Genomic DNA, 25,644 nt, shown 5'->3' on the forward strand with positions numbered 1-25,644 from the left:
CTTTATAAAGTACGATAAAGATGATAAATTAAATACATACCGCAATCTTCATTGTATGGAGACGAGATTTGGAGGGGACAGGATGGGTGCAATTAGCGGAATATATATGATTAATAGCGATAAGGATGCTGCCCCGGCCGGCTCGTCCATTTTTGGGAAAATGAAAGCCTGTTCTTTCCAGCGCACAGGAGAATGGACCGATCAGTTCGTACATTTGGGCTGCGGAATTATTTATAACACGCCTGAGTCCAAAATGGAACATTTACCGCGCTGCAACGAAAGCCAAACTTTGGTCATTACAGCGGACGCGATCATTGACAATCGTGCTGTTTTGCTGGAGAAATTCAAGCTGGAATCTGGGAAATCATCGGTTATAACCGACAGTGAGCTTATTCTCCGGGCCTACGAGACGTGGGGATATTCATGTCCTGAGCATTTGATTGGCGACTATGCTTTTGCCATTTGGGATGCCGGGAAAGAGGAGCTTTTTCTCGCCCGCGACGCTATGGGATCAAGAACGCTATATTACACATATGAGGCTGGTATTTTTTCGTTTTGCACAATAGAAACTCCGCTGTTGGGTCTGTTCGACAAGCAGGCCGAGCTTAATGAAAAATGGATCGCCGACTTTTTGGCGATAGACGGAATTCAACATGAAATGGAATGTGAGGAAACCGTATACCGGGATATTTACCAGCTGCCGCCTGCGCACTATGGAATAGTAAATGCGGAGGGTTTTTCCAAGAAGAAGTATTGGGAGCCGTTAAGGGACATCAAGCCGATCCGGTTCAAGACAGATGAAGAATATGTGGAAGCTTTCAACCGCTGCTTCTCCGAAGCGGTGGCCTGCCGGCTGAGAAGTGCGGGCGAGACGGGGATTTTCCTGAGCGGCGGGATGGATTCCGGGTCGATTGCCTGTGTTGCGGCTCCCAAGCTGGCTGAAAAGGGCAAGAAGCTGTACGGCTTCACATCCATTCCGGTTCCGGAGTTCAATGAGCGGCCGCCCAGAATGACCATTTATAACGAATCCCGTGAAGTGGGGCTCATAGCAGAGGCGTATCCTAACATTGATATAACTTACAGCAGTTTTGCGGACAAAAATTGCATGACCGATATCGACGAGTTGATTCGGATCTTTGAACAGCCGTATAAGATTTTTCAGAACATGACCTGGTATCATTCGTTCTTAAAGATGGCTGCCGCAAGAAACTGTACCATTATGCTGAATGGACAGACAGGCAACAATACAATCTCGTACGGCAATTTCGCGGTTCATTTGGTAACGCTGTCCAGACAAGGGAGGATCGTCTCGGCTGCCAGGGAGCTCTATGGATTCAGCAGATTGGTGAATGAGCCGGTAACGAAGGTCCTGAAGAGTGCGATTCCGGTAGTGCTGCCGCACCGTTTGAAATTATGGAAGAACCGGACGCGGCTGCGGGAGTTCGATCGTTTTACTAATGTGGTCGTCAAAAGGTCGCTTGTTGGCAAATGGAATGTAACCGATAGGCTGGATCAGATTGAGGCCAATACGCCGATCAGCCGTTTTCCGGATTATGAAGAAGACAGGAAGGCAAGGACCAGTCCGCTGCCGTTCACGCACATAGGGGCGGTGGAAACCAAACTGTCATTAGCCAATGGAATTACGATTCGCGACCCTTCCCGGGATAAGCGCGTGTTTGAGTTCTGCATGGCGATTCCCTCCGGACAATTTGTGCGAAGCGGACAAGAAAGATATTTGCTGCGCCGGGCGATGAAAGGCGTACTCCCGGACCCGATCCGGCTGAACATTATTGCCAAAGGGCTTCAGAGTGCGGATTGGATGTACAGGCTCGCCCCGATCTGGCCCGAGGTACTGGCCGAAGCCGAGCAAGCCTTGGAAAAAGGGAGCTTAGAGCCGTACGTAGAGGTCGATAAGCTCAAGGAGAATCTTGCCAAGGCGAGCGGGGATGTGAGCAAGGCAGAGGACAGTCTGGTCAGATCCATTTTGACGGCTGTCATTTTCTCCAGATTCATCGAAGATTTCAAGCGGCAGTATTCTTAATATTTGATAGTATATCCATGGCCTAAAGGTGGGGTAAAATGAGCGATCATGACTTCGAGTTTCGTTACAAAGCTTTTGGGTTTAATATAGCGTCAAGCTTTCTGCTTGAAGGCCTGCTCCCGGCGGAAGGGCCGCCTGAAGTTTATATCCAAGAGGGAAAAGTGCCTGTAGAGGTGCCCGGTCCTCAAGATTCCCATGCGTATACGATCGTTGAAAACGACGGCTTTGCTTTCCGTGTTAAAGATATTGGCACGTTTCTGGTCTTGGGCGGCACTCACATTATCGCGGAGAAAAGTGAGAGCTGCGAGTCGGAGGCCCATGTGTTGTTCATCCTTGGTACCTGCATTGGAGTGCTCTTGATGCAGCGCGGCCTGCTTCCGGTTCATGGCAGCGCTCTGGCGCTGGAGGATAAGCATATTATCATTACCGGACAATCCGGTGCGGGCAAATCGACGCTGGCAGCGGCGCTGAATAAGCGCGGATGTTCTTTTTTGACTGATGATATTGCGGCGCTCAAAGAAGATGAGAGGGGAGATTCGTGGATTGTTCCCTCGTTTCCAAGGCAGAAGCTGTGGCGGGATACGGCTGAGAAGATCTTTGGCAGCGTAGATTCCTTGCACAGAATTCCGGGTGTTCGGGACAAGTATCATGTGCAGATGGACGGGGAATTTATTAAGGTTCCGAAAAGGCTGGACGCTCTCTTTGAACTGACAACGCACCCAGGTTCAGAAGTGGTAGTCTCCGAAATAAAGGGCCCGGAGAAATTGATGGTCTTGTTACGGAATATCTATCGTCCGGAGATAATCGAATTTATGGGAAAACAGAGAGAACATTTTATGCGCTGTTCCAGGCTTGCTGCGAGTCTGTCTGTTTTCCATATCGAACGGCCTGCGGAAGGTTTTACAGTTGATGAACAAATCAAGGGCATAATTCATAGATTGAAGCAGCTTTCAACACCATAAAAACCAATATTTTCATTATATTTTCGGTTTTCAATAGTCTTGAGTAAAGAATTGTTCGTAATAACGATCAAAAATCTTGATTTCCGGGAAAAAGTGGTGTATTGTAGATAAAAATATTGCTAATTTCCTTCATGGTTAACATGTATTTTAAGGACGGCGGCAATATTTTTACAATATCAGGAGGTGAAGTGCATGAGCAAGAAAGTTTGGGAAAAGCCGGAAGTAAAAGAGCTTAAAGTGAGCAGCACGGAGTATGGGAATCTGCTTAAAACCAAACCTGATGCCAGTTACTCTGATGGTGTACACACCTGGTATTCTTTCTCCTAAGACCGAAACAAAAAAGAGACTTCGGACGGTTTCACAGTTTGAGGTCTCTTTTTGATTATAAAGAAGGAGCTTGCTACTCTCAGTGAGTAACAAGCTCCTTCTTTTGTTCGAACAGTTGGCCTTTGGACAAGCGGTAGATGTGATCGCACACATCAAATACGGATAGACGGTGGGTGATGGCGATGCATGTTCGCGGAGGCTGAAAATTCCGGATATTTTGCAGGACGGTCCACTCCGTGTCCATGTCAAGCGCAGATGTCGCTTCATCAAGAAGCAGGATCGGCGCCGGCCTCAGCAGCGCGCGGGCGATCGCGATTCGTTGGGCCTGGCCTTCGGATAAGCCGGAGCCGTGCTCGCCGATAACCGTATGAATGCCTTGGGGAAGCTTCTCGATAAAGCCCCGGGCGCAAGCGGCCTGGGTGGCTGCGTTTATTTCCTCCTCGGTAGCTGAGGGATGACCGATCCGCAGGTTGTCCGCAATCGTGCCGGAGAATAAAGTATTGCCCTGCGGAACATAGGAAAAATAAGACCTTGTATCAGCGGAAAGGCTGATCCGTTCATGATTTTTGCCGATAATGCAGACATCCCCGGTCTGAGGTTTGATTAACGCGAGCAGCAGCCGAAGCAGGGTGGTTTTGCCTTCGCCCGAGGTGCCGATGAGAGCGATCAGCTCGCCGGGCTGAATGCGGAGAGAAACACCGGTAAGAATCGGCTTATTTGCTTCATAGCCGTATACTACATGCTCCATTTGCAGACCGGATATGCCGTCCCGAATGGCAGGAAGGCTTTCCCTCTTGTTCTCCGACTCCAATTTTTGAAAGACAATCAGCCGTTCCGTCGATGTGATCATGGCGATTAGGACAGGGAACGTACGGGCCAGACCTTCAAGCGGTCCCTGAATTTGTCCCACAAGCTGCAAAAAAGCGGTAAACATGCCAAAGCTGGCAGCTCCGATAGATATGCGGTATGCCCCCCAAATAAAAGCGAGAAAAAAACCGAGCCGGTATCCGACTCCCATGGTCAAATCTGCGGCCACATTAAACCGGGTGCGTTTAAGTATCCAGAACAGCCGGTTCTGCTGGGATGCTTGTACTTTTTGCAGGCTGTCTTGTTCATGCTCGAACGTCTTGACGATCAGCAGATTTTGGACGCATTCATGCAGCAGGGAACGATAGCGGCTTTCAGCGGCCTGAATCTGATGCTGCATCTTCTTCAGTCTGCTGCCAATATACCAGCTGATGAGCACGGACACAGGTCCAAGCAGAAAGGCGAACAGAGCCAGCGTCTTGTCAAAATAAAGCAAAGTGATGAAAGCCGCCGCAAACTGGGCAATCAGGGAGATGATGCTCGGCAGGGTGTTAATCAAGCCGTCGGTGACATTGGCAACATCGTTGGTCAGATGCGTCAACAGATCGCCGCTGTGGTATTTTCCGGCAGCGCTCCACTCTGCCCTATACAGCCGGTCCATAAAGTTCCGCTGCAAATCATTGTTCATAGCCTCTCTCAGCTTCACGGTTCTCAGGGTCAGCAATGATGAAAGAGCTAGCTGAAGGATCAGAATCAGGGCAAAAGCGATTGCGTATATGCCGCTGACGCGCACACTGTTCTGTACGGCATGATCAATCACCTGTTTCGAGACAATGGCAAGAACGGTGCCGCTTAATGAAATGATTACATTTAGAATAATGATAACGGACAGCGCGCCCCATTTTCCCGTCATACACTGTTTCAGCCATCGGTAAATATCGGTGTTTAAGAGATGTCTTAGTTTTTTCATATGGAATGATCTCCAATCTGCCGGATTAATGAACAAGTATTAGAGTGAGCAGGAAAGTCTGTGATGCGGGAGAGTTCGCTAGAAGAAACAACATCTGCTAGTTGGGGGTGTCTGTAGTCTTAAGGTGAGTCTATCAAAGATAGATCAAAAATCAAGCATGATATTTTGCAATTCATTGATTGTATTTACAAAATAGTAGTTCCATTATATTCTTTATAGAGAACTGTTTTTTAGGTAATTAGACTCTTGGAAAGAGAGGATAATGAAGATATGGTAACGTGCATGAAGAAATACGCCCGGCTTACACTGATTGTGCTGCTAGTCAGCGTGATGATGCTGCCTGCTTCTGCCTATGCATCCTCAGGTTCGGCGGAAGCGAAGCACAACGCCTCATATGCAACCTCTTTTTTCTCTTCACTGAGCAATGTGTTTTCCTCCTGGTTCGATAGGGGAGGGTCCGCATCCTACAAAGACGACAAAGAATCCAACAATTGGTTAGGCTGGTTAAAGGGCAAGGATCATGGCGACGATCATGACGATGATGAAGACTGGTGGGAGGACAATAAGCATGACTCCTATAAGCTTTGGAAGAAGTATTATTGTTACTGAGGTATATTAGGCTGAACTAGTATTTATCTATCTCAAAAAAGGCGGCCCGGGGAGAAATCCCAGGCCGCCTCAGATTGTCGGGAACCCACGCCTTTTTGAGACGTGGGGGTTATCCCCGTTTTTCCACGTATCCAGATAAGATCGTCATCTACTTCAAGTTCTGCACGGCTGCCTTCTGCAGGCTTCGGGAGAACCGAACACTCCGCAAGCATTGCCCGGCTGGTTCCATCAGCAGCGCCATGACAAGAGCTATGCGCTGGCGCTTATAGCGACAGTGAATATTTTCTCAATAAGCTGCAATGCGCCTCTGTATCCGATGTAGCTTTTGTTCAGAACCACTTCATAGGACGCCGGAAATCCGACTTCGACGATGTTGCCCTTCAGCGCCTTGGCCGTGTCTCTTTCCCATGTTGTTCCAAAAATAATCGGGGGCTTATGCCCGAAATCAGTCTCTCTCAATAACTTGCCGACGATATAGCCATCTTCAACAAAATCGACCGTGGTGGCGACATCATGAGCGAGCTTTTGATATTCTTGAGCGATGGCTTCTCTATATTTTTCCGGCGTATTATCGGTGATGATTTGTCTCCTTGGAATTAAGCCGAGCTGATTCACCAGAAACTTGTTTAAGGCCAGATTGTACGTGCTGTCCCCGACTACGGCATAGGTTGCCGGCAGTCCCCACCAATATTCGGCGTAGAAATCATTGAAATGCTCCAGGTAATAATAGTATTCTTTTTCTTCCTGCTCGATAAACGACTCGGCTGTTGCAGGGTCAATGCCCGCGTACTCAACGACCTGTCTAATAAATGCAGCTGTTTGCTGCGCTCCGATCGGTAACACAGGGATGTGCAAATACGGCTGATTGTACTTTTGTTCCAGATGCTTGGCCGTTTTCAGCCCGAGCCATGGCGAGACGACCAGATTAAACTGGGCATGGGGAATCGTCTTCCATTCCTCGACTCCGGCCGATTTGCCGCCGAACAAAATATTGACCCTGAAACCGGCGCCCTCAAGAATTCGCTTCAGCTCGGACAAGTCCCCGCGCCAGAATGTATTCTGATACGGCAGCTCCGACCAGACATTAATCAGCCCCTTTTCCCTGTGGTCCTTGTTAAGCGTAAATTTATCAACGTATTGATCAATGATGGCTGTCGTTATGATCTCATGGCCGACGAAGTTATTGCCCTTAAAGCCGCCGGTTTCGGCATACACAATGGGGACTCCCTGCTTCTGATATTTACTGACGACCGCTCCGACATCATCCCCGACCAATTCTCCGATGCACCCGTTCAGCACCACAAACAAGTCGCCCTCTATGATCTTAAGAGTGGATTTAATTAATTCGTCCAAGCGCTTCTCGCCGCCGAACACCACTTCTTTCTCACCGGCATTGACGCTTGGAGAGACTGAGCCTCCCGAATACCCGCTGCCCTGAAAGCCGTTGTAAAAGGCCAGGCTTGTGTATTGCTTGTCCATGCAGCCCGGTCCGCAGTGGCCGATGGGAACGGCGCCCGGAATGGATACGACGCTGTACAAGGCTCCAACGGCACAGCCGTAGCGCACTTGATTGATTGAATTGGTCTGCCCGTGCTCATTTTTGGTAACAGCCATGGTAGTTCTCCTTTTCTATGAAAATCATTGTTTACGCATCGATCAATTCCGGGTGCTTGGCGAGAATGTAGGGGTCTTTTTGTTCAAGCCACCACTGCTTGTAGGGGAGCTTTGCGTGCTTTTTCAGATCATCGTGAAATTTTTTATGGGCGAGAATGTCCAGAATAGCTTCACCCAGATTAACGATGCCTTCATAGCCGATCGCGATATGTTCATCGCCCAGCGGGGCTGCGGGGATGCCGAGCTTGGAAGCCAGCGGCGCGAGACCGTTATGTCTGATCAGGATAAAATCCGGCTTGACCTCCTGCAGCAAACCGTAAAATTGATACTGCTGCCTGTTGCTCACATTAAACGAAGGGACCTCGCCGTAATGTTCAATCAGGTGCCCCAATGAATCCTCCCTGGCATCGCCGCTGTCATAAACGGGATCATGGTGGAACACCAGCGAGCCGTCTACCTGAATATCCAGCTCTCTCAGTACTTGAATCAGTCCGTGGGCGTAAGCGGAGCCTGTAGCTACATATCCTTTTAAGCCCTGAAGCTTCTTCTTGAGCTCGGCGATCTTCGGCTTCACTCTGGCGTGTTCCTTCGCGATGTACTGCTCTACAAGCTCTTCCCGATGGGTGACTTTGCCGAGCTCGCGAAGCCATGCATCGGTTCCGGCGAATCCGTAGGGCATCGGAGCTTTGACTTCGGGCACGCCAAATTCCTGCTCCAGCGCCGCTGCCATATACGAAGAGAGCGTATAGCAGAAGCCTACGGTTGCCGCCGCTTCAGACAATTGCTCGAGATCGGAGACGGATGCCATATCCACAACATAATTGACTCTTAGATTAAGCTCTTTGAACATAGGGGTAAAGATATCCGAACCCCAAAGACTGATGACATTAACGAGATCCTCTTGCTTTTTCGTGCTTTTTTTCACAATCTGTCGCAAAATGCCATGCTGGGTCGCGTCAAAGCCGGTACTCCAATGCTTCGATCTGAATCCTTCACAGAAAAGAGGAATGACGGGAATCCCCAGCTCCTCTTGTTTCTTCCTTGCAACACTTTCAATATCTTCGCCAATGATCCCGGTAGGGCAAGAGGTTCCTATGAAAATGGCTTTGGGCGAATATCTTTCCCATGCATCGTCAATGGATTGCTTGAGTTTGCCAAGCGCGCCAAACACCATATCCGTCTCCTGCAGGTTTGTATTGATAATTCGAATATTCTCGACTTTATGGCCTCTCATGGCCAATCCATTACGGTAGATTGAATTGTAGGGAACTTGTCCGGCGCCGCAGCCGATAGGTGAATGCTGGATCAGCACCGCATCTCTGACATTGCCTGCCTGACATTCAACCATTTGCTCGCTGCACACCGAGCCTTGAGTGAAAGGACCTTTGGCTTCACACAGCCGGCATCCATCTTTATTGCTTTTACATCCGCTTCCTCTTTGCTGATAGCCTGATTGCGTGTGCAGATCCGATGCTGTTCCGTTCCAAGCGATGATTGTGCCGAGCCGCCGCTCGCGATTCTGAACTTCAGTCAACCTCAAATTGATCTTGCCCATTCGCTATCCATCCTCTCTTACCCCATTTGACGCCCGGTGATCTGTAATGGCAGTAGTCACAGTAATATTTCATACTAAATAGCTAGGAATTATATACAATGACCAAAGTATATATTTACGTTCATATTCTGTCAATATATTCTATGGTTTATTTTGTAAAGTAAAATTTTTAAAAGGACAATCTTTATCGATAAGCAGAAGCGGCCCGGAGAGAATTCCCGGGCCGCCTTTTTTTGAAATATTATGAAGATACGCGCTTTACCGCTGAATATTTCCGCTCTGCACATCATTGCTTTTGAGAGCAAGCACAGCTTTATTAAGGATATTATTCGTTACGGTATAGGGCGGTGCTCCTACCCCCGCATAGATCGTGGAAATGCCGACGGCGGCGATATTGGAAGTGATCGTATTGCCGGTAATCGTCGCGTTTAGGACATCCGCCGGATCATTTCTTTTCCAGTAATCATTAATCTTGATCAGTTCTGTGGCGGTGCGCGTGAGGTTCATGGCGGTGACCGTGTTGTTTGCCAGAACGATTTTATTGGCCGTTTCAACCGTAACCGCTGAAGCATCCCCTTTAACATTGAACCTTGAGTTCGTGATCTTCAGATCCAGATTGGCATGGCTTGCGATAAGCGCCGCGTTACCTGTGGTGTTGGACGTGAAGGTGCAATTGTCGAAGCTGTATTTGCCGTTCGCGACTATCGTTTGGCCGAATCTGCTGCCGTCCGCCGCTTCAAATACGGAGTTCGTGTAAGTGCCCTGCGGCAAAGTCATGCCATAGGCAGAGTTAAAGCCCAGCACCTTGATATTGTTGAACACGCTGCTCTCCGTAGTGCTTCCCTTAAAGGTGGCGAGCGCTCCTTTTCCGGTAATCGTAACATTGGAAGCTTCAATGCCTTTTCCATTGACAGCAAAGCCCGCATCCACGTTCTTCGTAATGTTGATATTTACATTAGAGACTTTGACTCCATTGGTAGTTCTGGCGCTGACAGACAGTGTTCCGTTGGTGATCTCCATACCGTCGATTATAACGTTGGGCCCTGCGAAGTAGGTGTAGGAATCATTCAACCGGTTATTTAAAAATGTGGCGTCGTGATAAGCGACAATCCGGCTTCCGTCAAAATGGTTGTTTACAGCCATGGCATTTCTGAATGAATCGGAGACGGCAAGACCGATGGCTCCCTTGGAAGCAATATGGTTGCCTTCAACGGTGACATCATGTCCGTCGTACAGAATGACATCATAGGCTGCATTATTATAGAAATCATTGTTCTTGATATAAATACTGGTGTTCAGGCTTCCGTTCTGGCCGAATCCCCCTTCGACATCAATCCCCGATTGAGGCGCCGTTCCTTTCATATCATGCAGAATGTTGTTAATAATCTGCGCATTGTTAGCGCCGCCCACCGTAATTCCTTGACGGCGGTTGTATGCGAACTCAGAGTTTTTGACTACCGTATTTTGGCATACCGTCCGGTTCCAGGCTTCCAGGTAAGCTCCTGTTGACGAGGCTTTATTGAATACAAGATGGAAGTAGGCGGCACCGGCGGGTATGGTCATCGTCTGTCTGGCTGTTGCCGGCTGGCTCATCATGAAAGTTCCGTCAGCACGATAGAAATAAACGGTAAAGCCGCCAGGCAGATTTATCAGATTGGAAATTTCAAAGGTCCGCTCTGTCTTGAAGATGGGATTGGTGAAATAAATTCCTTCTTTGGTCCGGATTTTTGTGCTATCGCTCCGCGGTTGACCGCTGCCGTCGATCCCTCCGGATACGAAGCTGGCGGCATACAGATCCTTGAACATCGTTCCGTAGCCTCCAAGCACCAGGCCGTCTCCGGTGAAGTACATCGCTTTAACTCCATCTATAGTTGTATTCGCCGCGCCTTCGACAAAGATGCCGTACCCTCCTTCGTGAGTGCCTGAATTATGAGGCTCCCTCTGGGAATAGTCATGAGTCAGCTTGTCGCCAAGGTAAGTTCCGCCGCGAAGCGTTACATTGCTCGCGCCGTATCCGACATACATGACATCGTATCTTTCCTTGCCGTTGGTCTCTTTCTGAAGGATCGCATCCATCGGCAGGTCAAACAGCATATTGCCAACCATGGCGATCCGGCTATCCTTGTCGATCAGATAGGTTCCAGGTGGAAGCGTTGTTGCCGTAATGCCATTCTGATGTGCCCAGGCCAGTGCATTATTGATGCCTTTAACCGTCTCCACCGGATGTGTTCCATCGTTATAGATTCCCCACCGGGCCAGATCAATCAAATAATGCGTGGGCGATGCCGACGCGGTGCCGCTAAGGGGCGAACGGTTTCCGCTAGTATCCACGGCCTCCACTTGGATATTGTATTTTGTACCGAAATCCAGGCCTGAGGCCACGTAAAAATTCTGAATGAGAGGCTCTGTATTCATTTGCTGTCCGTTAACATACACATTGTAACCGGCCAAGTCGCTCTCCGTATTAGCCGCCCAGGAGACCGAAACTTTACTTGGACCGCCCGCCGCGGATACCTGTACAGGTGCTGCCGGTTGAGTAATATCCTTTGTCCGGATGGAAAGAGTAATTCCTTGTGATGCATTGCCGCTTCTATCCACCGTTCGGAGAGTAAAGGAATAGTCCGTTTCCCCTAAGAGTCCGCCTGCTTTGTAGCTTCCGCTTGTTGAAGAGCCGATCAGTACGCCATCCAGATAAATATCGACATGGTCAAAGTCGGGAGAAGCTGGGTTATTCCAGGTCAGCGTGACCGATTTGCCATCATCCACAGCGCTCACCTGGCTGATTTCAGCGGGAGCCGAGCTGTCCACGGCCTGCGGAGTGACATCTACCGTAACCGACGGCTCCGATTCAAGCTCGTTGCCGTTTACGGCGGTCACATACAGACTATAATTCTGACCGTTGTTCAGCCCGTCCAGCGTGTAAGTGGCGTCAGTTACCGCAGCGGTATTATATTGGCGGCCGTCCAGATAGACATTGTAGCCAATGATGCCGCTCTCGTCATTCTCCGTCCAGTGCAGCAGCGCAGCGCCATCCGAGGCGGCAGCGGACAGTGCGGCCGGAGGAGACGGAAGGCTGGCGGGATCCATTGTCACTTGCAGCTCTGTGCCGCTGGATTCAAGGCCGGACATATTCACGGTTTTTAATACATACTTGTAGACCGAGCCTGGAAGAAGACCGGCTTCCTGATAGAACGCATCGGTTGTTGTTGCCTTCAGGATTCCTTCCTTATAAATGTTTACCGCCTTAAAGCCCGGATAGGACGGATTGATCCAGGTAAATGACAACCGGGTATCATCGTTGTAGGGCTTCAAACCGGAAACTTCCTGCAGGATGGGTGCCTGGCTCGGAGAGGGAGTCGGCTCGGGAGCAGGGGTCAAGCTGGGCTCCGGCGCCGGCTCGGGCTCCGGTTCAGGAGCAGGAGCACCCGTGACCGGCTCGGGAGAGGCGGAAGGCAGCGGCGATGGCGAAGGAGTGGGAGCAGGCGCAGCACCTCCGCCGCCGCCGATCGGCGCCCCGCCTCCAGCGCCGACGGGAGAGCCGGAACCCGCATCAGCCGGTCCGCCTGCTGAGACATCCGCTGTCTTTGCTGCGGATGGGCTGGCCGATGGCTCAGCCGATTTCTCCGGCGAGCCGGCAGCGGCGCCGATCCGCAGATCCTGATAGAGCGCTCTCGCGAGCAGAGCGGTGAATTCGATGCGGGTCACCTTTTTGGACGGCTGAAATCTGCCGTTCTCGTCTCCGACCGCAATGCCGTTTGCGATCAGTTTGGAAATGAAAGGGGCGGCCCAGTGGTTGCCGATATCGGCAACGCGGCTGGCGGTGTCTGTGCCCTGGCTGTCCAGCTTAAAGGCGCGTGCGATCAGAACGGCGCTGTCGGCCCGGGTCAGCGTATCTCCAGGGTGGAACGATCCGTCCATATATCCGGTAATGAGATTATTCTCCTTCGCAGCCTCGATGTAAGGATAAGCCCAATACGATGAGGGAACATCGGGAGGAGCCTGCTGCGAGTCCGAATCCGCATTCGCGTCAACTTCGATATGGCTTGCCTGCACAATAAGCTTTACGGCTTCCGCCCGGGTAATCGGCTTGTCTGGGCGAAAGGTTCCGTCATTATAGCCTCCGATAAGCTGCTGCTCTTGTAACCGCGATATTTCTTTCTGGGCCCAGTGCTTGGGCGAAATATCGGAGAATAGCGCCGGACTCGCCGCCTTCGCTTGGGGGGACGCCGGCGCCAAAATGGCCGCAATAAGAAACATAATAAGGAGAACTGCTGTCTTCTTCATAAGGATTCCTCTCTCTTAATTTTAGAGATTTTATCATTGGCAATTGTTGCCTGATTTAGTTTATCGGTATTTGCAATTGCGCTTTTAAGACAAAAAACGGGCGAATTAAGGGAAAAATGGGGGGTCTAAAGGACCGTTTTTTGAAGATAGGACTTAAGCCTTTCCATTCGAAAAAAAACATGATAGTCTAAAATAGACAGTTCGTTTTAAAGAACGAATGCTGCGCGGATTGAATCTTGAACAGGAGGAAGGGACAGGAATGCGCAAACAATTGTGGAAGTTCATTCTGCCTATAATCGTTGTGCTGCTTGGATTGCTGCCGCTGGAGATATATGGCCAGGATTCCCCGAATCCGCCGGAAGCGACGATTAATTTAGCCAAATGGAATATCTACAATGACGGAACTCATCCCGTGGAAACGACCAAAGGCATTAACGAAGCGCTAAGAAGTCTGCATAACGACGGGGTTAAAATGGTGACGCTGCCATCCGGAACATACTTGATTGATAAGGACAGCCGGATCAACATGGTCAGCGATATGATGTTTATTATGCCGGATGACGCCGTGCTGCAAAAGGAAGCGAGCGGAAAAGAACGGTACGAAACGATGTTCTTGGGCTATGGGGTCAACAATGTAACGCTCCAGGGCGGAACTTACAGCGGCGATAAGCAGCAGCATGATTTCTCAAAGAAGGATAATCCCCACAGCGCGGGCACGCATGAGAACGGGTACGGCATTTTGCTTGAAGGTGCGTCAAATGTTGTGATCGACGGCGTCAAGACCGTTAATTTTACCGGAGACGGGATGGCGATTGGCGGCGTTGGCAAATTAATTAAGGATCTGTATGAGGGATGGTTTGTTTCCGGAGCGCTCGATGCAAAAGGAAATGCGGTGAGCGATAAGAATAAAGTGCGCACCAAAAAGCCGATTCCGCTTACCGCGCCAATCCTGCAATCGGAGAAGCTCTTTGAAATTTCCAATGTCCAAAAACTGGCGCCTTCATTCGAGGTCTATTTCTACCAAAATAATGGGAAGTTTATCAAGAAAATATCGGCCAAGGTCCGGGATCAAATGGCTATTCCAACCGGAGCCGCCTACTGCCATCTGGTATTTAATCAAGCATCGTATAAGGGCGGCTACCTGGAAGTATGGAACCGTGTCGTCAGCCGGAATATTACCGTCCGGAACTCGGAGTCCGCATTCAACCGGCGTCAGGGAATTACGGTCGGCGGAGCAGACAACGTTCTGATTACTGGAAGTTTATTTCATGACATAAAGGGAACAGCGCCGCAATCCGGCATTGATGTGGAAGGAGGATATGGGGAGAATGGCTACCTGAATACAAACATCACGATTAAAAACAACCAATTCTATAACAACGCCGTGTACGATGTCATTCTTTATGACGGCCGGAACGCATGGGTGGACGGCAATCATTTTGCTTCCAAGGAAGCCATCGGACTTGCGGTCTCCCCGCCATTTACAAACGCCTGGGTATCCGGTAACCATTTCGACGGTGCGCGCATTTATGCTTATCACGATGTCACCTTACGGAACAACGAGCTGAATGATTCCATCACCTATTTCGAAGGGCCGAATATCGTCATTGATGGAATGGAGATCACGAACGGCACACTCGCCTTGAGCGCAAAGGATGCTTACGGAATCAAGGTCTCCAATGTCAATATCAACATTACGAAAAAAGTGGATGCGGGCCTAAGCATCAGCAAGAACCCTCTGCGCCTGTCCAATGTCACGATTACCGGGGAGCCGGCTCTGCGGAGCTTTACCGGAAATACGGTTTCCGGAAGCGTATTTGATCATCTGAAGATCACCCGCTATAACTCCGCATATGGGCTTTCTCTACCGCCGGGGACCTATAAAGATTGCCAGTTTGAAGCATCCGAGGAAGGGAAGTTCGGCACGCTTTCAGCTGTTCTGGCCGGAGATTATGTGTTTGACGGCTGTACCTTCAAAGGTAACGTCCAAGGTGCGGGTCTGCTGTACGCAGAGAATAAGCAATTAAATCTGACGGTGAAGAACTCCACATTTGAACTGCCCGGCAGCGCGCAGGCTGTCAGTATCCAGGCGGCTCGAAGCGCCGTTGTGGAGAATAATGTTGTGAATGCCAATAACCTTGCCTCAAACAGTACGGAGCTTATCAAAATCAACGATTACTGGAAGCGGAACGATCCATACGATGTGCTGAGCGCGGTGATTCGGAAGAACAAAATTACAACCAATCTGCCGGCAAAAGGAATCTCGACCGAGTATGCGGGCGTGGGGGCACCTCCTTATACGATAGAGGATAACATTCTTGTTAAAGCGAAGCTCTCGCTAAAAGCAAATGATAGATTCAATAATAATATATTGCAGTAATGTCTATATTGATCGGGCGAAGGAACTGCTCCATTTGTCATTAAAGTGACATATGGGGCGGTTCTTTTTGATTTGAAAAATAAGGAAAAAAGCGATATACTCGTGAAGTGAAGTACGTTTGTTCATTATATGAACATTTGTACATAGAGTGTGAAGGGATGTGCATGCCCGCATTATGACGGAGAAGAATAAGGATCGCTTCCGGTTATTAGTGAAGATTTGCCAGCTGTATTACGAGGAAGGCCTGAATCAAATGGAAATCGCCAAACGTCTGGGGATATCCCGTCCTCATGTAAGCCGGATGCTGACAGTCGCCAAGAATGAAGGGATTGTACGTATTTCGATCAATAACCCGTTTTCAGCCGAACAAGAACTTGAAAAATCAATCATCGGCGCCTTCGGTATTCAAGACGCGCTGGTTGTCGATTCTTCTGAGACAGAACCTGCCGGGCTTCCTGCCCTGCTGGGCCGAACCGGCGCCGCTCTGATCGAATCCGTACTGAGGGATGGCGATATAGTCGGCGTTATGGCAGGACATACGATAGGCTGCGCAGCCGAGGAGACGGATTACTTCGCACGGGATGGACTGCAATTTGTCCCCCTGGTCGGAGGGTGGGGATCGGATGGCGCCGCCTGGCATGCAAGCACCAATGCTATGGCCTTCGCGAACAAGCTGAAATCCAAGTACTCGATGTTTCATGCGCCTGCATTGGTGGCAAACGAAGAGACCGGTTTGCTGTTGCGTAGAGAGCCGGAGATTGCAAATGTACTTGAGCTTGCCCGAAGCAGCCGCGTAGCGGTCGTAAGCATCGGTGAAGTAAGTGAAGGGGCGACCATGGTCAAATCGGGGAGCTTTAGCGGGGAGGATATGACGGTTCTGAAAAAGCGGGGGGCTGTTGCCAATCTGTGCGCTTCCTTTCTGGATGAAAGAGGACAGGTGATCGACTTCCCGGGCAGCAGCAGGCTGATTGGCTTGACCGCTCAGGAACTTCGCGCGATACCTACGGTCATCGGAATTGCCGGGGGAGCAGCTAAAATCATGGCAATTACAGCAGCACTCAAAGGTAAATGGATTGATGTACTGGTAACGGATTCGGAGACGGCGCGAGATGTTATTTCCATGTCATCATCCATCGAATGAAACGGGAAAGGAGAATAGTAATGTCCGAGTATAAAACGATATTTCAAACGATATCCGCTACGGCTGAAGCAGTTGTAGAAGACAATGGTTACTATGGTAATTACGGAGGCTCGTTCATACCTGAAATCCTTGTCCCTGCATTTGCGGAAATCAAGGAGCATTTTGAAGCCATTAAACAGGATGAAGCGTTCTGGAAAGAGTATTGTTCACTGCTGGCGGATTACTCGGGGCGCCCTACTCCGCTTACTTATGCGGATCGGCTAACCGATTATTTCGGCCGTGCCAAAATTTATATTAAACGCGAGGATTTGAATCATACCGGCGCCCACAAGTTGAATAACGCGCTCGGTCAAGCCATGCTTGCGAAGAAAATGGGGAAAACGCGCGTCATAGCCGAAACGGGGGCGGGACAGCATGGAGTGGCTACCGCTACCGCAGCGGCGAAGCTCGGGCTCTCGGCTACCATTTATATGGGCCGGGAAGATATGGAACGTCAGTATTCCAATGTCTTTTGGATGAAACGGCTGGGGGCTGAAGTCATCGCCGTCGATTACGGTTCACGAACGTTGAAGGATGCGATCAACGAAGCGTTGAGAGACTGGGTTTCCAGCTTTGAAACGACGCATTACGTTCTGGGAACCGCATCGGGTGCGCATCCTTTCCCCGCCATTGTGTCTTACTTTCAGGCCGTGATTGGCATAGAAGCCAAGGAACAGATTTTGCGGGCGGAAGGCAGGCTGCCAAGCCGGGTCTACGCCTGTGTGGGCGGCGGATCGAACGCCCTCGGTGTGTTTCAAGCGTTCTATCCGCATGATGATGTTGAGCTGGTGGGGGTTGAGGCAGGCGGGCAGGGCAAGGGGTCTGGCAGGCATGCGGCCCGGATTGCGTACGGTGAGGGCAGAGCCGGCGTCGCTCAAGGCTTTAAAACCCTTTTTCTGCAAAATAACGACGGGCAAATGAATGATACGTACAGCCTTGCCGCAGGTCTGGATTATGTAGGAGTATCTCCGATCTTGGCCGACTTGTCAGAGCGGGGCAGGGTGCGGTTCACGGCTGCTACCGATACGGAGGTAGTGGAAGCGCTGGAAATAATCATGAAGACGGAAGGGCTAATTCCTGCGCTGGAGTCCACGCATGCTTTTGCGGGAGCGTTTAACGATATCACGGAATCTTCGGGGTCTGATATCTTCATAATTAATATGTCCGGACGAGGGGATAAAGATATTTTTAATGTAGCGGAGGGATTGAATGATGATGAATGGAAAGCATTTATCCGGAGAAAAGCCCGGCAGTTCGAAGATGGGGCTCGCTGAACGGATAACGGTCAGACAATCCGGGAAACCGATACAAATGATGACTCACCAAATTCTCGGTTACCCGGATTTTGACACGAATTACGAAATGATCCGTTTGTTTCAAGAGAGCGGCGTCCACCTTGTCGAGCTTCAATTACCTTTCTCGGAGCCTATTGCGGATGGTCCGGTGTTTCTACATGCAAATCAGGCTTCACTGGCAAGCGGCACAACAACGAAACAATGCCTGGAATTCGCGGGGCGTGTGGTCACGGATTTTCCCGGCCTCTCCTTTTTGTTCATGACTTATTATAATGTTGTCATTCAGTATGGAATTGAAGATTTCGTTAAAGAGTGCGCCGCAATAGGCATTCAGGGTCTGATTGTGCCGGATGCCTATCCTGAGGAGAGCCATGAATTTATGGAGGCTTGCCGTAAGCATAGGGTGGAGCCGGTTCTGATCGTTACACCGTATACAACCAGCGAACGCCTTGCTTATCTGTCGGCAGAAACCGGCGGTTTTCTGTACTGTGCGGCGCGAAAGGGAGTGACCGGGACGAAGACCTCGTTTGGCAAGGAGACAGAAGCATTTATCACTCGTGTCCGCGGCATGGCCAGAACCCCGATCGCTGTAGGATTCGGTATCCAAAGCGATCAAGATGTGCGCTTTTTAGAGGGCAAATGCGATATCGCGATCATCGGGACACAGCTCCTTAACGTACTGGAGCATGAGGGGCTTTCCGGTGTTAAGCGTTTCTTACAAACGATAATTCCGGCCTGACCATCCGTTTCGCTATATATTGAACAACAAAAGAGGCTATCTCTTGAAGCAGTAAAAACTGCTTTTGGAGCAGCTTCTTTTTTGTGCGTGTAAACGAACGATTAACGGTCATAAAAACGAACGATATCCATAGAATGAAAGGACTAATAGTTGACATGTTCTATATAAAGAACTAAAATTGATGAATAATGTTCTTTATTGAAGTCATTCTTTAAAGTGGGTGAACATGTGGAAGATGAGAACGAGGTATACGAAAAGGCACCTTCATCCAGAGTTCCGGTCAAGGAAATTAATCTAAAGGAATGGGCTGCGGTTATTAGAAGGAGATTATGGATTATTTTGCTCACGACCGTCCTTCTCGCCGTGCTGGGTGGTCTGTACAGCTCACAGCCAGAAGTGCCCCTGTACTCTTCTTCGGCAAGAATTATGATTCCCGCAGCTACTCCGGAACAGCTGAGCACAATCAAAGTGTTCATTCGCGAACCGGTGGTTCTGGAACGCGTGATCCAGGAGTCGGGTATCCGAAGGTCGGCTGGAGGCTTGCGCAATCAGATCAGTGTAGGAAGCGTTGACAATTCCATTATTACAATCATTTCGGTTGTTGACCCGGACCCTGCCGTCGCGCCGCAAATCGTCAATGCCGTCGTGCGCGTGTTTACCGAGGAAGTGAGTAAGCGTATGGGCTTTAACGGAATCAGCGTTCTTACGGAAGCGGTAGAATCGCCGAATCCCGCACCCATCAATCCGCCGAGCAATCGTGCGCTGATCGCAGGGATAATAGCCGGTCTTGTCATTGGTTTGGGTCTTGCCCTTTTGCTCGAATCACTGGATGATACCCTCCGCTCCGAAAGAGATCTTGAACGGATATTGGGCGTAGATTCACTGGGAGTCGTTCCTAAATTGCAGCGTAAAGATTCTTTCGGCAATTCAAGGCGGAAAAATGAGTATGTGCGAGGTGAAGCCATTGGCTCATAGGGAGAAAAAGTTGGATTCACGGGCGATATACAGCTGCTTTATTGTTCATAACAGTCCCACAGCGGCTGCTGCCGAGCAATACAGAAGGATACGGAATAACATTCGGATTGCAGCGGGAAAGAAGGAGCAGATCTCCCTCGTAATCACATCTCCTTCGCCGGGAGAAGGGAAGACGACCTCCGCCGTAAATTTGGCCGTCAGCTTCGCTCAGCGGGGAGATAAGGTACTGCTGGTGGACGCCAATGTCAGGAACCCTATTCTGGGTCAGGTATTCAGCATAAAACAATGGCCCGGACTCGCCGATGGATTAGCTTCCAACATTGATTTTGAGGAATCCGTATATCTCACGGATATTGAGAGACTGTCCATCGTTCCCGGCGGGTCGCATCTGCCGGGCGCAGCGGATCTGCTTGATTCGCAGGCGATGTCGGAATTTCTGGATCGGGCAAGAAAGGAATACACCGTTATTCTGTTTGACTGCTCCGCGGTATTGGAAACACCCGATGCTATCGCGCTGGCGGGCCGGTGCGATGGGGTCGTATTGGTTGTCAGCAGCGGGAAGACGCAGCAGAAGAAAGCCCTCGAGGCCAAGCGCTTATTGGATTTTGGGAAGGTAAGGATATTAGGAAGCTTGCTTAATCGGGGTTAGGAACAGTGACAGCCGCTGGATTGATTTGTTTTGGGAGGGAGTGGACGAACGTTGTTTCGTAAGCATCGGCTAACTATTTTAATGTTATTGGATTCATTTATTGTGTTGACGGCTATTTTCGCAGGAAGCTTCCTGGTGAACGCCTCTTTTAATGTATTTACACATCCGGTGATTATCAGTTCGGTCGCATTGCTCCTGAGTCATCATCTCTTTGCCTTTGTATACCATTTGTACAAGAAAGCCTGGGAATATGCCAGCGTTGAAGAAATTATCTTCATTAGCAAAGTGGTCACGTTCTCCATGATTGCCGCGGCTACCGTTCAATTGGTTCTCTCAGGCAACGTTCAATACCGTCTGCTGCTGGTGACATGGCTGCTGCATATGATATTGATCGGCGGGTCGCGTTTTTGCTGGCGGATCATCAGAGCCGCTCATGACAAGCAGGAGACACAGAGCGAGCCGGATAACGCCAAGCGGACGCTGATCATCGGTGCGGGCGCGGCCGGAACGATGGTTGCAAGACAGCTCATGTCCGGTTCGAACAAGGCGCTGAAACCTATCGCTTTTATTGATGACAATTTGAACAAGCTCGGTCTCGATATCATGGGGATTCCCGTTGTCGGCGGAACAGCTGATATTGTAGAGCTGGCTGAACGGTTTCAAATTGAACATATTGTCATCGCGATTCCTTCGCTTTCCAAAAACGGGCTAAAAACCATTTATGACGAATGCACCAAGACCTCCGCCAAGACACAAACCATTCCTATGCTGGAGGATATAGCGAGCGGCAAAGTCGCCGTCAGCCAATTCAGGGACATTCAGGTCGAAGATCTTCTGGGCCGGGAAGCGGTTCAGCTTGACCTTGACCGAATTTCCGACTATGTCACGGGAAAGGTTGTCCTCGTCACGGGAGCAGGCGGCTCCATCGGTTCCGAGGTATGCAGGCAAATCTCCAAATTCCGGCCGAAAAAGCTGGTGCTGCTCGGTCACGGAGAGAACAGCATCTATACGATTGAAATCGAGCTGAAAGCGAAGTTCCGGGATTCCGGCATCCAGTTCTATACCGAAATCGCGGATTTACAGGATGAAAGCAAGATTATCAGCTTAATGGAGCTGCATCATCCGGATGTTGTCTATCATGCCGCGGCTCACAAGCATGTGCCGCTCATGCAGCGCAATCCCGAGGAAGCGGTTAAGAATAATATTATCGGCACGATGAATGTCGCAAGGGCCGCGAGCCTGGTGGGAGTCGGCACGTTTGTCATGATCTCAACAGACAAGGCGGTCAATCCGACCAGTGTTATGGGATCAACCAAACGGATTGCCGAGATGATCATCCAGCACCAGGACCGGTTCAGCTCTACCAAATTTGTCGCTGTTCGTTTCGGCAATGTGCTCGGCAGCCGAGGCAGCGTAATCCCGCTGTTCCGGAAACAAATTGAGCAGGGCGGACCGGTAACCGTCACGCATCCGGATATGGTCCGGTATTTCATGACGATCCCCGAGGCGTCGCGGTTGGTCATTCAGGCAGGCGCTCTGGCGCGCGGGGGAGAAATCTTCGTGCTGGATATGGGCGAGCCGGTCAAGATTGTGGATTTGGCCAAAAATCTGATCCGCATGTCGGGCTACTCCCTGGAGGAAATCGGCATTGAGTTCACCGGCATGAGACCGGGAGAGAAGCTGTATGAAGAGCTGCTGAGGGATACGGAAGTTCACGAAGTGCAGGTTTATCCCAAGATCTATGTCGGCAGGTCGTACGAGGTGAACTTTGAGTCCATTAATCATCTGCTCAAGGTCTACGATTCGCTATCGATCGAAGAACTGAGAAGCATGCTGCTTGATATTGCCAACAACCGTTTTGAAATGGCTCCGCTTATGAAAGCGACGGTCGTCTAGACGCCATGGAAAGGAAAACGGCTTATGTCCCGAAAAGTGTTGTTTTGCGCAACGGTAGATTACCATTTCAGCGCCTTTCATTTACCTGTGCTTGAATGGTTCAAGCAGCGCGGCTGGGAGGTTCATGTCGCGGCCCGGGGCGAACTTGACCTGCCTTATGTGGACAAGAAATTTAATATCTCCATTGAGCGGTCGCCGCTTCGCCGGGGTAACTTGGAAGCTTATCGTCAGCTGAAGGAAATTATCCGGCAAAATGACTACCGGATTATTCATGCCCACACGCCGATGGGCGGTGTTCTGGCCCGGTTGGCCGCAGCTAATTCCCGTAACAATGGAACTCGGGTGATCTATACCGCTCATGGCTTTCATTTCTGCAAAGGGTCTTCGCTTACGAACTGGCTGCTGTATTACCCGATCGAGAAGGGTCTTTCCCGGCTGACGGATTGTCTGATTACGATTAACAACGAGGATTATCGCTTGGCTGCCCGGCGGAGGTTCAAAGCGCGGCAAATTGAGCATGTGCATGGCGTGGGCGTCAATACGGACAGATTCAAGCCGGTAACACAGGCGGAGAAGGCAAGACTCAGGCAGGATTTTCCCTACGGGCCGGATGATTTCCTGATGTTCTATGCCGCGGAATTCAACGGAAATAAAAATCATCAGCTGCTCATTCGCGCCTTGGCCCGGGCTCAAGCTCAAGAACCCGGGATCAAGCTTCTGCTCGCGGGAGAAGGCCCGCTGCAGGAACAAAGCCGCAAGCTGGCATCGGAGCTCGGGGTTGCGGACAAAGTGGATTTTCTCGGCTACCGGAAAGACATTGACCGGCTGCTGCCCATGTGCGATGCGGCGGTTTCGGCAAGTCTGCGGGAGGGACTGCCGGTAAATATTATGGAAGCGATGGCCTGCGGCCTTCCCGTTATCGCAACAAGAAACAGAGGTCATGCGGAACTCGTGATGCACGGGGAGAACGGATACATCGTTGAGCCGGATCAGGATGAGCCGTTCGCCGAGCATATGATTCACCTTTGCCAATCCATGGATTTACGGAGCAGGCTGGGCAAGAGAAGCCTGGAGCTTATCGAAGCTTATAAATTGCAATCGGTCGTAGAGGAGCTTGCATCTATCTACTCGAGGCATATGAGAGAGGAGGGGGGATATGAAGCCGGAAATCAGCATTATCATGCCCATATATAATATGGAGGCCTACTTGCCCAGATGTCTGGACAGTCTGCTGAGCCAAAGCTTTGGCGATCTGGAGATTATCGCGGTTAACGACGGTTCGACGGACGGCAGTCTCCCCATTCTCGAACAATATGCGGGCAGGGACAACCGCATGGTTCTCATCAACCGGAGCAACGGCGGCGTATCTTCGGCCCGTAATGAAGGCATGGGGCACGCGGCGGGAAGGTACATCGCCTTTGTCGATCCGGATGATTGGGTGGACCTTGAGATGTTTATGGCGATGCGCCAAGCGGCGGAGGACGAGGATGCGGATATCGTCATGTGCACGTATTTGCGCGAGTTCGGTACGCACGCGAAAGAGAAAGTATACCGGCTGCCGGATGTTCGGGTATACCGAGGCGAAGAGGTTCAGGAGCATATTACGAGACGGCTGTTTGGTCCGCTGAGAGAGGAACTGGCGCAGCCTGATTTTTTGGACGCATGGGGAACCGTGTGGGGCAAGCTGTACCGTGCGGATCTGATTCACAGAGCGGCCGCCTCTTTTACCGACCTTGAAATTATCGGAACCAATGAGGATTCACTCTTCAACATCCATGTATGCCATTATGCCCGCTCCTTCGTCTTTCTGGGACGCCCGTTCTATCATTACTGGAAATCCAACACTTCGTCCATTACTTCCCGCTACAACCCCTTGTTGGAGAGTAAATTCAGCAAGCTGTACGGTCATATGAACTCTTTTATACAAGAGCATGAACTGCCGGCGGAATATACTCAGGCGCTCCGTAACCGGGTGTGTATCAATATACTGGGACTCGGTCTCAACATTATTAGTGAAGATTACAAGGCATCGCCTTTTGCGAAAATCAAGGATATTCATTCGCTTGTTTCAAAGCGGGAAGTGGTCTCGGCTTTTGCCGGATTTGAGCTGAGGTGCTGCACCAAAGCCTGGAGAGTCTTTTTCCTGCTGGGAAAATGGAGATGGGCTGCCGGGATTTATCTGATGCTGAAAGTAATTAACCAATTGCGAATCAAGAATACGAGAGGTGTGGACAATGGAACCCGTTCGAATTCTTCAGGTCGTCACCATGATGAATCGGGGCGGACTGGAGACTATGCTCATGAACTACTACCGTCAGATGGACCGCGGCAAAATTCAGTTTGATTTTATGGTTCACCGGCTGGAAAGAGGCCACTATGATGACGAAATCGAATCGCTTGGCGGAACCATCTTTCGAATGCCGCCGATCAGACCGGGAAATTACCGGCTTTACTTTAAAAAATTGGCGGAGTTTTTTGGCACACACTCCGAATACCGCGTCGTTCATTCCCACATCAATGAGAACAGCAGCTTTGTTCTGCGTGCGGCGAAGCAGGCCGGAATTCCGTGCCGGATCGCGCACAGCCACTTAAGCGATTTAAGACTGGATCTGAAATTCCCTTTCCGCGTATACGCGAAAGCTGTCATGAAAGATAATCCAACCCGGTATTTTGCCTGCTCGAAGAACGCGGGTCGCTGGCTGTTCGGCAAAGGGATTGAGAAGACAGACGATTTGATTGTCATGAATAACGCGATCAATCTTCAGGAGTTTGCATTAGACCTTTCCGTACGCGAACAGGTGAGAGATGAGCTTCAGGCGGGTGAACGTTTGGTTATCGGCCATGTCGGGCGGTTTAACGAGCAGAAGAACCACTCGTTTCTAATTGACATCTTTCACAGTGTCTACCGGAGAAACCGCAATGTGCTTCTGGTTCTGGTTGGAGCGGGACATCTGGAGCCGGCGATACGGCGTAAAGTCGAAAAGCTGGGATTAAGCGGCAATGTAGCCTTTCTGGGCGTCCGTTCGGATATTTCCAGGCTGATGCAGGGCATGGACCTGTTCCTGTTCCCTTCCCTGTACGAAGGGCTGCCTGTCGTTCTCGTCGAAGCGCAGGCTGCAGGACTAAGATGTATCGCGTCCAGCGCAATTACCAAAGAGGCGGATTTAACGGGCAGGGTGCGGTTTATCGGATTGCAGGAATCCTCTGACCACTGGGCGCTGGCGGTGCTGGATTCTTCCTATGAGCATGCGGATACATCGGAGCAGCTGCGCGAAAGCGGATATGACTCCGCGCAGACCGCCGAATGGCTGGCCTCCTTCTACCATTCGGCGTGGCGGCCAATTCTTAACCCGAGGTGAGC

General features: G+C 50.3%; 18 protein-coding genes. 14 read left to right on the forward strand and 4 right to left on the reverse strand.

The annotated features are described in order from the left end of the window. The first annotated feature begins 82 nt into the window (after positions 1–82). The 3 genes from KP014_RS07490 to KP014_RS29035 all read left to right on the forward strand — a co-directional run bounded on the left by KP014_RS07490 (position 83) and on the right by KP014_RS29035 (position 3,330). On the forward strand, positions 83–2,041 hold the full coding sequence (locus KP014_RS07490) for an asparagine synthase-related protein (RefSeq protein WP_036592637.1): 1,959 nt from the start codon (positions 83–85) through the stop codon (positions 2,039–2,041). Between the two features lie 38 nt (positions 2,042–2,079). Then, complete coding sequence (locus KP014_RS07495; RefSeq protein ID WP_036592636.1) at positions 2,080–3,003, forward strand: phosphoenolpyruvate carboxykinase (ATP); 924 nt, start codon at positions 2,080–2,082, stop codon at positions 3,001–3,003. A gap of 192 nt (positions 3,004–3,195) precedes the next feature. Continuing rightward, a complete protein-coding gene (locus KP014_RS29035) occupies positions 3,196–3,330 on the forward strand; it encodes a hypothetical protein (protein WP_267885647.1) in 135 nt (44 codons plus the stop codon). A 79-nt stretch (positions 3,331–3,409) separates the two neighbouring features. Here KP014_RS29035 and KP014_RS07500 read toward each other — a convergent pair whose 3' ends face one another. Continuing rightward, positions 3,410–5,107: an ABC transporter ATP-binding protein gene (locus KP014_RS07500; RefSeq protein WP_036592634.1), complete on the reverse strand. Its 1,698-nt coding sequence runs from the start codon at positions 5,105–5,107 to the stop codon at positions 3,410–3,412. 282 nt (positions 5,108–5,389) lie between these two features. Between KP014_RS07500 and KP014_RS07505 the strand changes: the two genes are divergently transcribed. Next, on the forward strand, positions 5,390–5,716 hold the full coding sequence (locus KP014_RS07505) for a hypothetical protein (protein ID WP_216700472.1): 327 nt from the start codon (positions 5,390–5,392) through the stop codon (positions 5,714–5,716). A 249-nt stretch (positions 5,717–5,965) separates the two neighbouring features. Here the strand turns inward: KP014_RS07505 and KP014_RS07510 are convergent, their stop codons facing one another. The 3 genes from KP014_RS07510 to KP014_RS07520 form a co-directional block, all read right to left on the reverse strand. After that, positions 5,966–7,330 carry a nitrogenase component 1 gene (locus tag KP014_RS07510; protein ID WP_036592631.1) on the reverse strand — a complete coding sequence of 455 codons (1,365 nt, stop codon included), beginning with the start codon at positions 7,328–7,330 and terminating at the stop codon, positions 5,966–5,968. Between the two features lie 31 nt (positions 7,331–7,361). After that, positions 7,362–8,885 carry a nitrogenase component 1 gene (locus tag KP014_RS07515; protein ID WP_036592630.1) on the reverse strand — a complete coding sequence of 508 codons (1,524 nt, stop codon included), beginning with the start codon at positions 8,883–8,885 and terminating at the stop codon, positions 7,362–7,364. A 258-nt stretch (positions 8,886–9,143) separates the two neighbouring features. After that, entirely contained in the window at positions 9,144–13,169 is a 4,026-nt protein-coding gene (locus tag KP014_RS07520; RefSeq protein WP_090834388.1) for an S-layer homology domain-containing protein, read from the reverse strand. A 259-nt stretch (positions 13,170–13,428) separates the two neighbouring features. On the opposite strand from KP014_RS07520, the gene KP014_RS07525 reads away from it, so the two are divergent. From KP014_RS07525 to KP014_RS07570, 10 genes are all read left to right on the forward strand, one after another. Next, a complete protein-coding gene (locus tag KP014_RS07525) occupies positions 13,429–15,549 on the forward strand; it encodes a right-handed parallel beta-helix repeat-containing protein (protein WP_036589939.1) in 2,121 nt (706 codons plus the stop codon). Between the two features lie 175 nt (positions 15,550–15,724). Beyond that, a complete protein-coding gene (locus KP014_RS07530) occupies positions 15,725–16,690 on the forward strand; it encodes a sugar-binding transcriptional regulator (RefSeq protein ID WP_036589940.1) in 966 nt (321 codons plus the stop codon). Between the two features lie 20 nt (positions 16,691–16,710). Next, a complete protein-coding gene (gene trpB / locus KP014_RS07535; protein ID WP_051499472.1) occupies positions 16,711–18,003 on the forward strand; it encodes a tryptophan synthase subunit beta in 1,293 nt (430 codons plus the stop codon). Next, positions 17,939–18,763: a tryptophan synthase subunit alpha gene (gene trpA / locus KP014_RS07540; RefSeq protein WP_246590661.1), complete on the forward strand. Its 825-nt coding sequence runs from the start codon at positions 17,939–17,941 to the stop codon at positions 18,761–18,763. The genes trpB and trpA overlap by 65 nt, the downstream gene beginning before the upstream one ends. A 216-nt stretch (positions 18,764–18,979) precedes the next feature. Continuing rightward, positions 18,980–19,738 carry a YveK family protein gene (locus KP014_RS07545; protein WP_216700474.1) on the forward strand — a complete coding sequence of 253 codons (759 nt, stop codon included), beginning with the start codon at positions 18,980–18,982 and terminating at the stop codon, positions 19,736–19,738. Between the two features lie 10 nt (positions 19,739–19,748). Beyond that, the gene (locus tag KP014_RS07550) at positions 19,749–20,387 is read left to right on the forward strand and encodes a CpsD/CapB family tyrosine-protein kinase (RefSeq protein WP_036589954.1); all 639 of its coding nucleotides are present in this window, start codon (positions 19,749–19,751) and stop codon (positions 20,385–20,387) included. Between the two features lie 81 nt (positions 20,388–20,468). After that, complete coding sequence (locus KP014_RS07555; RefSeq protein ID WP_036589942.1) at positions 20,469–22,283, forward strand: polysaccharide biosynthesis protein; 1,815 nt, start codon at positions 20,469–20,471, stop codon at positions 22,281–22,283. Positions 22,284–22,307: 24 nt separating this feature from the next. Beyond that, complete coding sequence (locus tag KP014_RS07560; RefSeq protein ID WP_090834383.1) at positions 22,308–23,477, forward strand: glycosyltransferase family 4 protein; 1,170 nt, start codon at positions 22,308–22,310, stop codon at positions 23,475–23,477. After that, entirely contained in the window at positions 23,440–24,627 is a 1,188-nt protein-coding gene (locus KP014_RS07565) for a glycosyltransferase family 2 protein (protein ID WP_063619492.1), read from the forward strand. The genes KP014_RS07560 and KP014_RS07565 overlap by 38 nt, the downstream gene beginning before the upstream one ends. Next, positions 24,584–25,642 (forward strand): glycosyltransferase family 1 protein, encoded by a 1,059-nt coding sequence (locus KP014_RS07570; RefSeq protein WP_246590662.1) that lies wholly within the window; start codon positions 24,584–24,586, stop codon positions 25,640–25,642. Before KP014_RS07565 ends, KP014_RS07570 begins: the two co-directional genes overlap by 44 nt. Positions 25,643–25,644: the final 2 nt, after the last annotated feature.

It is taken from the genome of Paenibacillus sophorae (genome assembly GCF_018966525.1).
Lineage (GTDB): Bacteria > Bacillota > Bacilli > Paenibacillales > Paenibacillaceae > Paenibacillus_AQ > Paenibacillus_AQ sophorae.

What these genes read in the sequence shown, in the direction of transcription:
- KP014_RS07490 (WP_036592637.1), top strand. Translation starts at nt 83, where the DNA reads ATGGGTGCAATTAGCGGAATATATATGATTAATAGCGATAAGGATGCT.
- KP014_RS07495 (WP_036592636.1), top strand. Translation starts at nt 2,080, where the DNA reads ATGAGCGATCATGACTTCGAGTTTCGTTACAAAGCTTTTGGGTTTAAT.
- KP014_RS29035 (WP_267885647.1), top strand. Translation starts at nt 3,196, where the DNA reads ATGAGCAAGAAAGTTTGGGAAAAGCCGGAAGTAAAAGAGCTTAAAGTG.
- KP014_RS07500 (WP_036592634.1), bottom strand. Translation starts at nt 5,107, where the DNA reads ATGAAAAAACTAAGACATCTCTTAAACACCGATATTTACCGATGGCTG.
- KP014_RS07505 (WP_216700472.1), top strand. Translation starts at nt 5,390, where the DNA reads ATGAAGAAATACGCCCGGCTTACACTGATTGTGCTGCTAGTCAGCGTG.
- KP014_RS07510 (WP_036592631.1), bottom strand. Translation starts at nt 7,330, where the DNA reads ATGGCTGTTACCAAAAATGAGCACGGGCAGACCAATTCAATCAATCAA.
- KP014_RS07515 (WP_036592630.1), bottom strand. Translation starts at nt 8,885, where the DNA reads ATGGGCAAGATCAATTTGAGGTTGACTGAAGTTCAGAATCGCGAGCGG.
- KP014_RS07520 (WP_090834388.1), bottom strand. Translation starts at nt 13,169, where the DNA reads ATGAAGAAGACAGCAGTTCTCCTTATTATGTTTCTTATTGCGGCCATT.
- KP014_RS07525 (WP_036589939.1), top strand. Translation starts at nt 13,429, where the DNA reads ATGCGCAAACAATTGTGGAAGTTCATTCTGCCTATAATCGTTGTGCTG.
- KP014_RS07530 (WP_036589940.1), top strand. Translation starts at nt 15,725, where the DNA reads ATGACGGAGAAGAATAAGGATCGCTTCCGGTTATTAGTGAAGATTTGC.
- trpB (WP_051499472.1), top strand. Translation starts at nt 16,711, where the DNA reads ATGTCCGAGTATAAAACGATATTTCAAACGATATCCGCTACGGCTGAA.
- trpA (WP_246590661.1), top strand. Translation starts at nt 17,939, where the DNA reads ATGATGATGAATGGAAAGCATTTATCCGGAGAAAAGCCCGGCAGTTCG.
- KP014_RS07555 (WP_036589942.1), top strand. Translation starts at nt 20,469, where the DNA reads ATGTTATTGGATTCATTTATTGTGTTGACGGCTATTTTCGCAGGAAGC.
- KP014_RS07560 (WP_090834383.1), top strand. Translation starts at nt 22,308, where the DNA reads ATGTCCCGAAAAGTGTTGTTTTGCGCAACGGTAGATTACCATTTCAGC.
- KP014_RS07565 (WP_063619492.1), top strand. Translation starts at nt 23,440, where the DNA reads ATGAAGCCGGAAATCAGCATTATCATGCCCATATATAATATGGAGGCC.
- KP014_RS07570 (WP_246590662.1), top strand. Translation starts at nt 24,584, where the DNA reads ATGAACTACTACCGTCAGATGGACCGCGGCAAAATTCAGTTTGATTTT.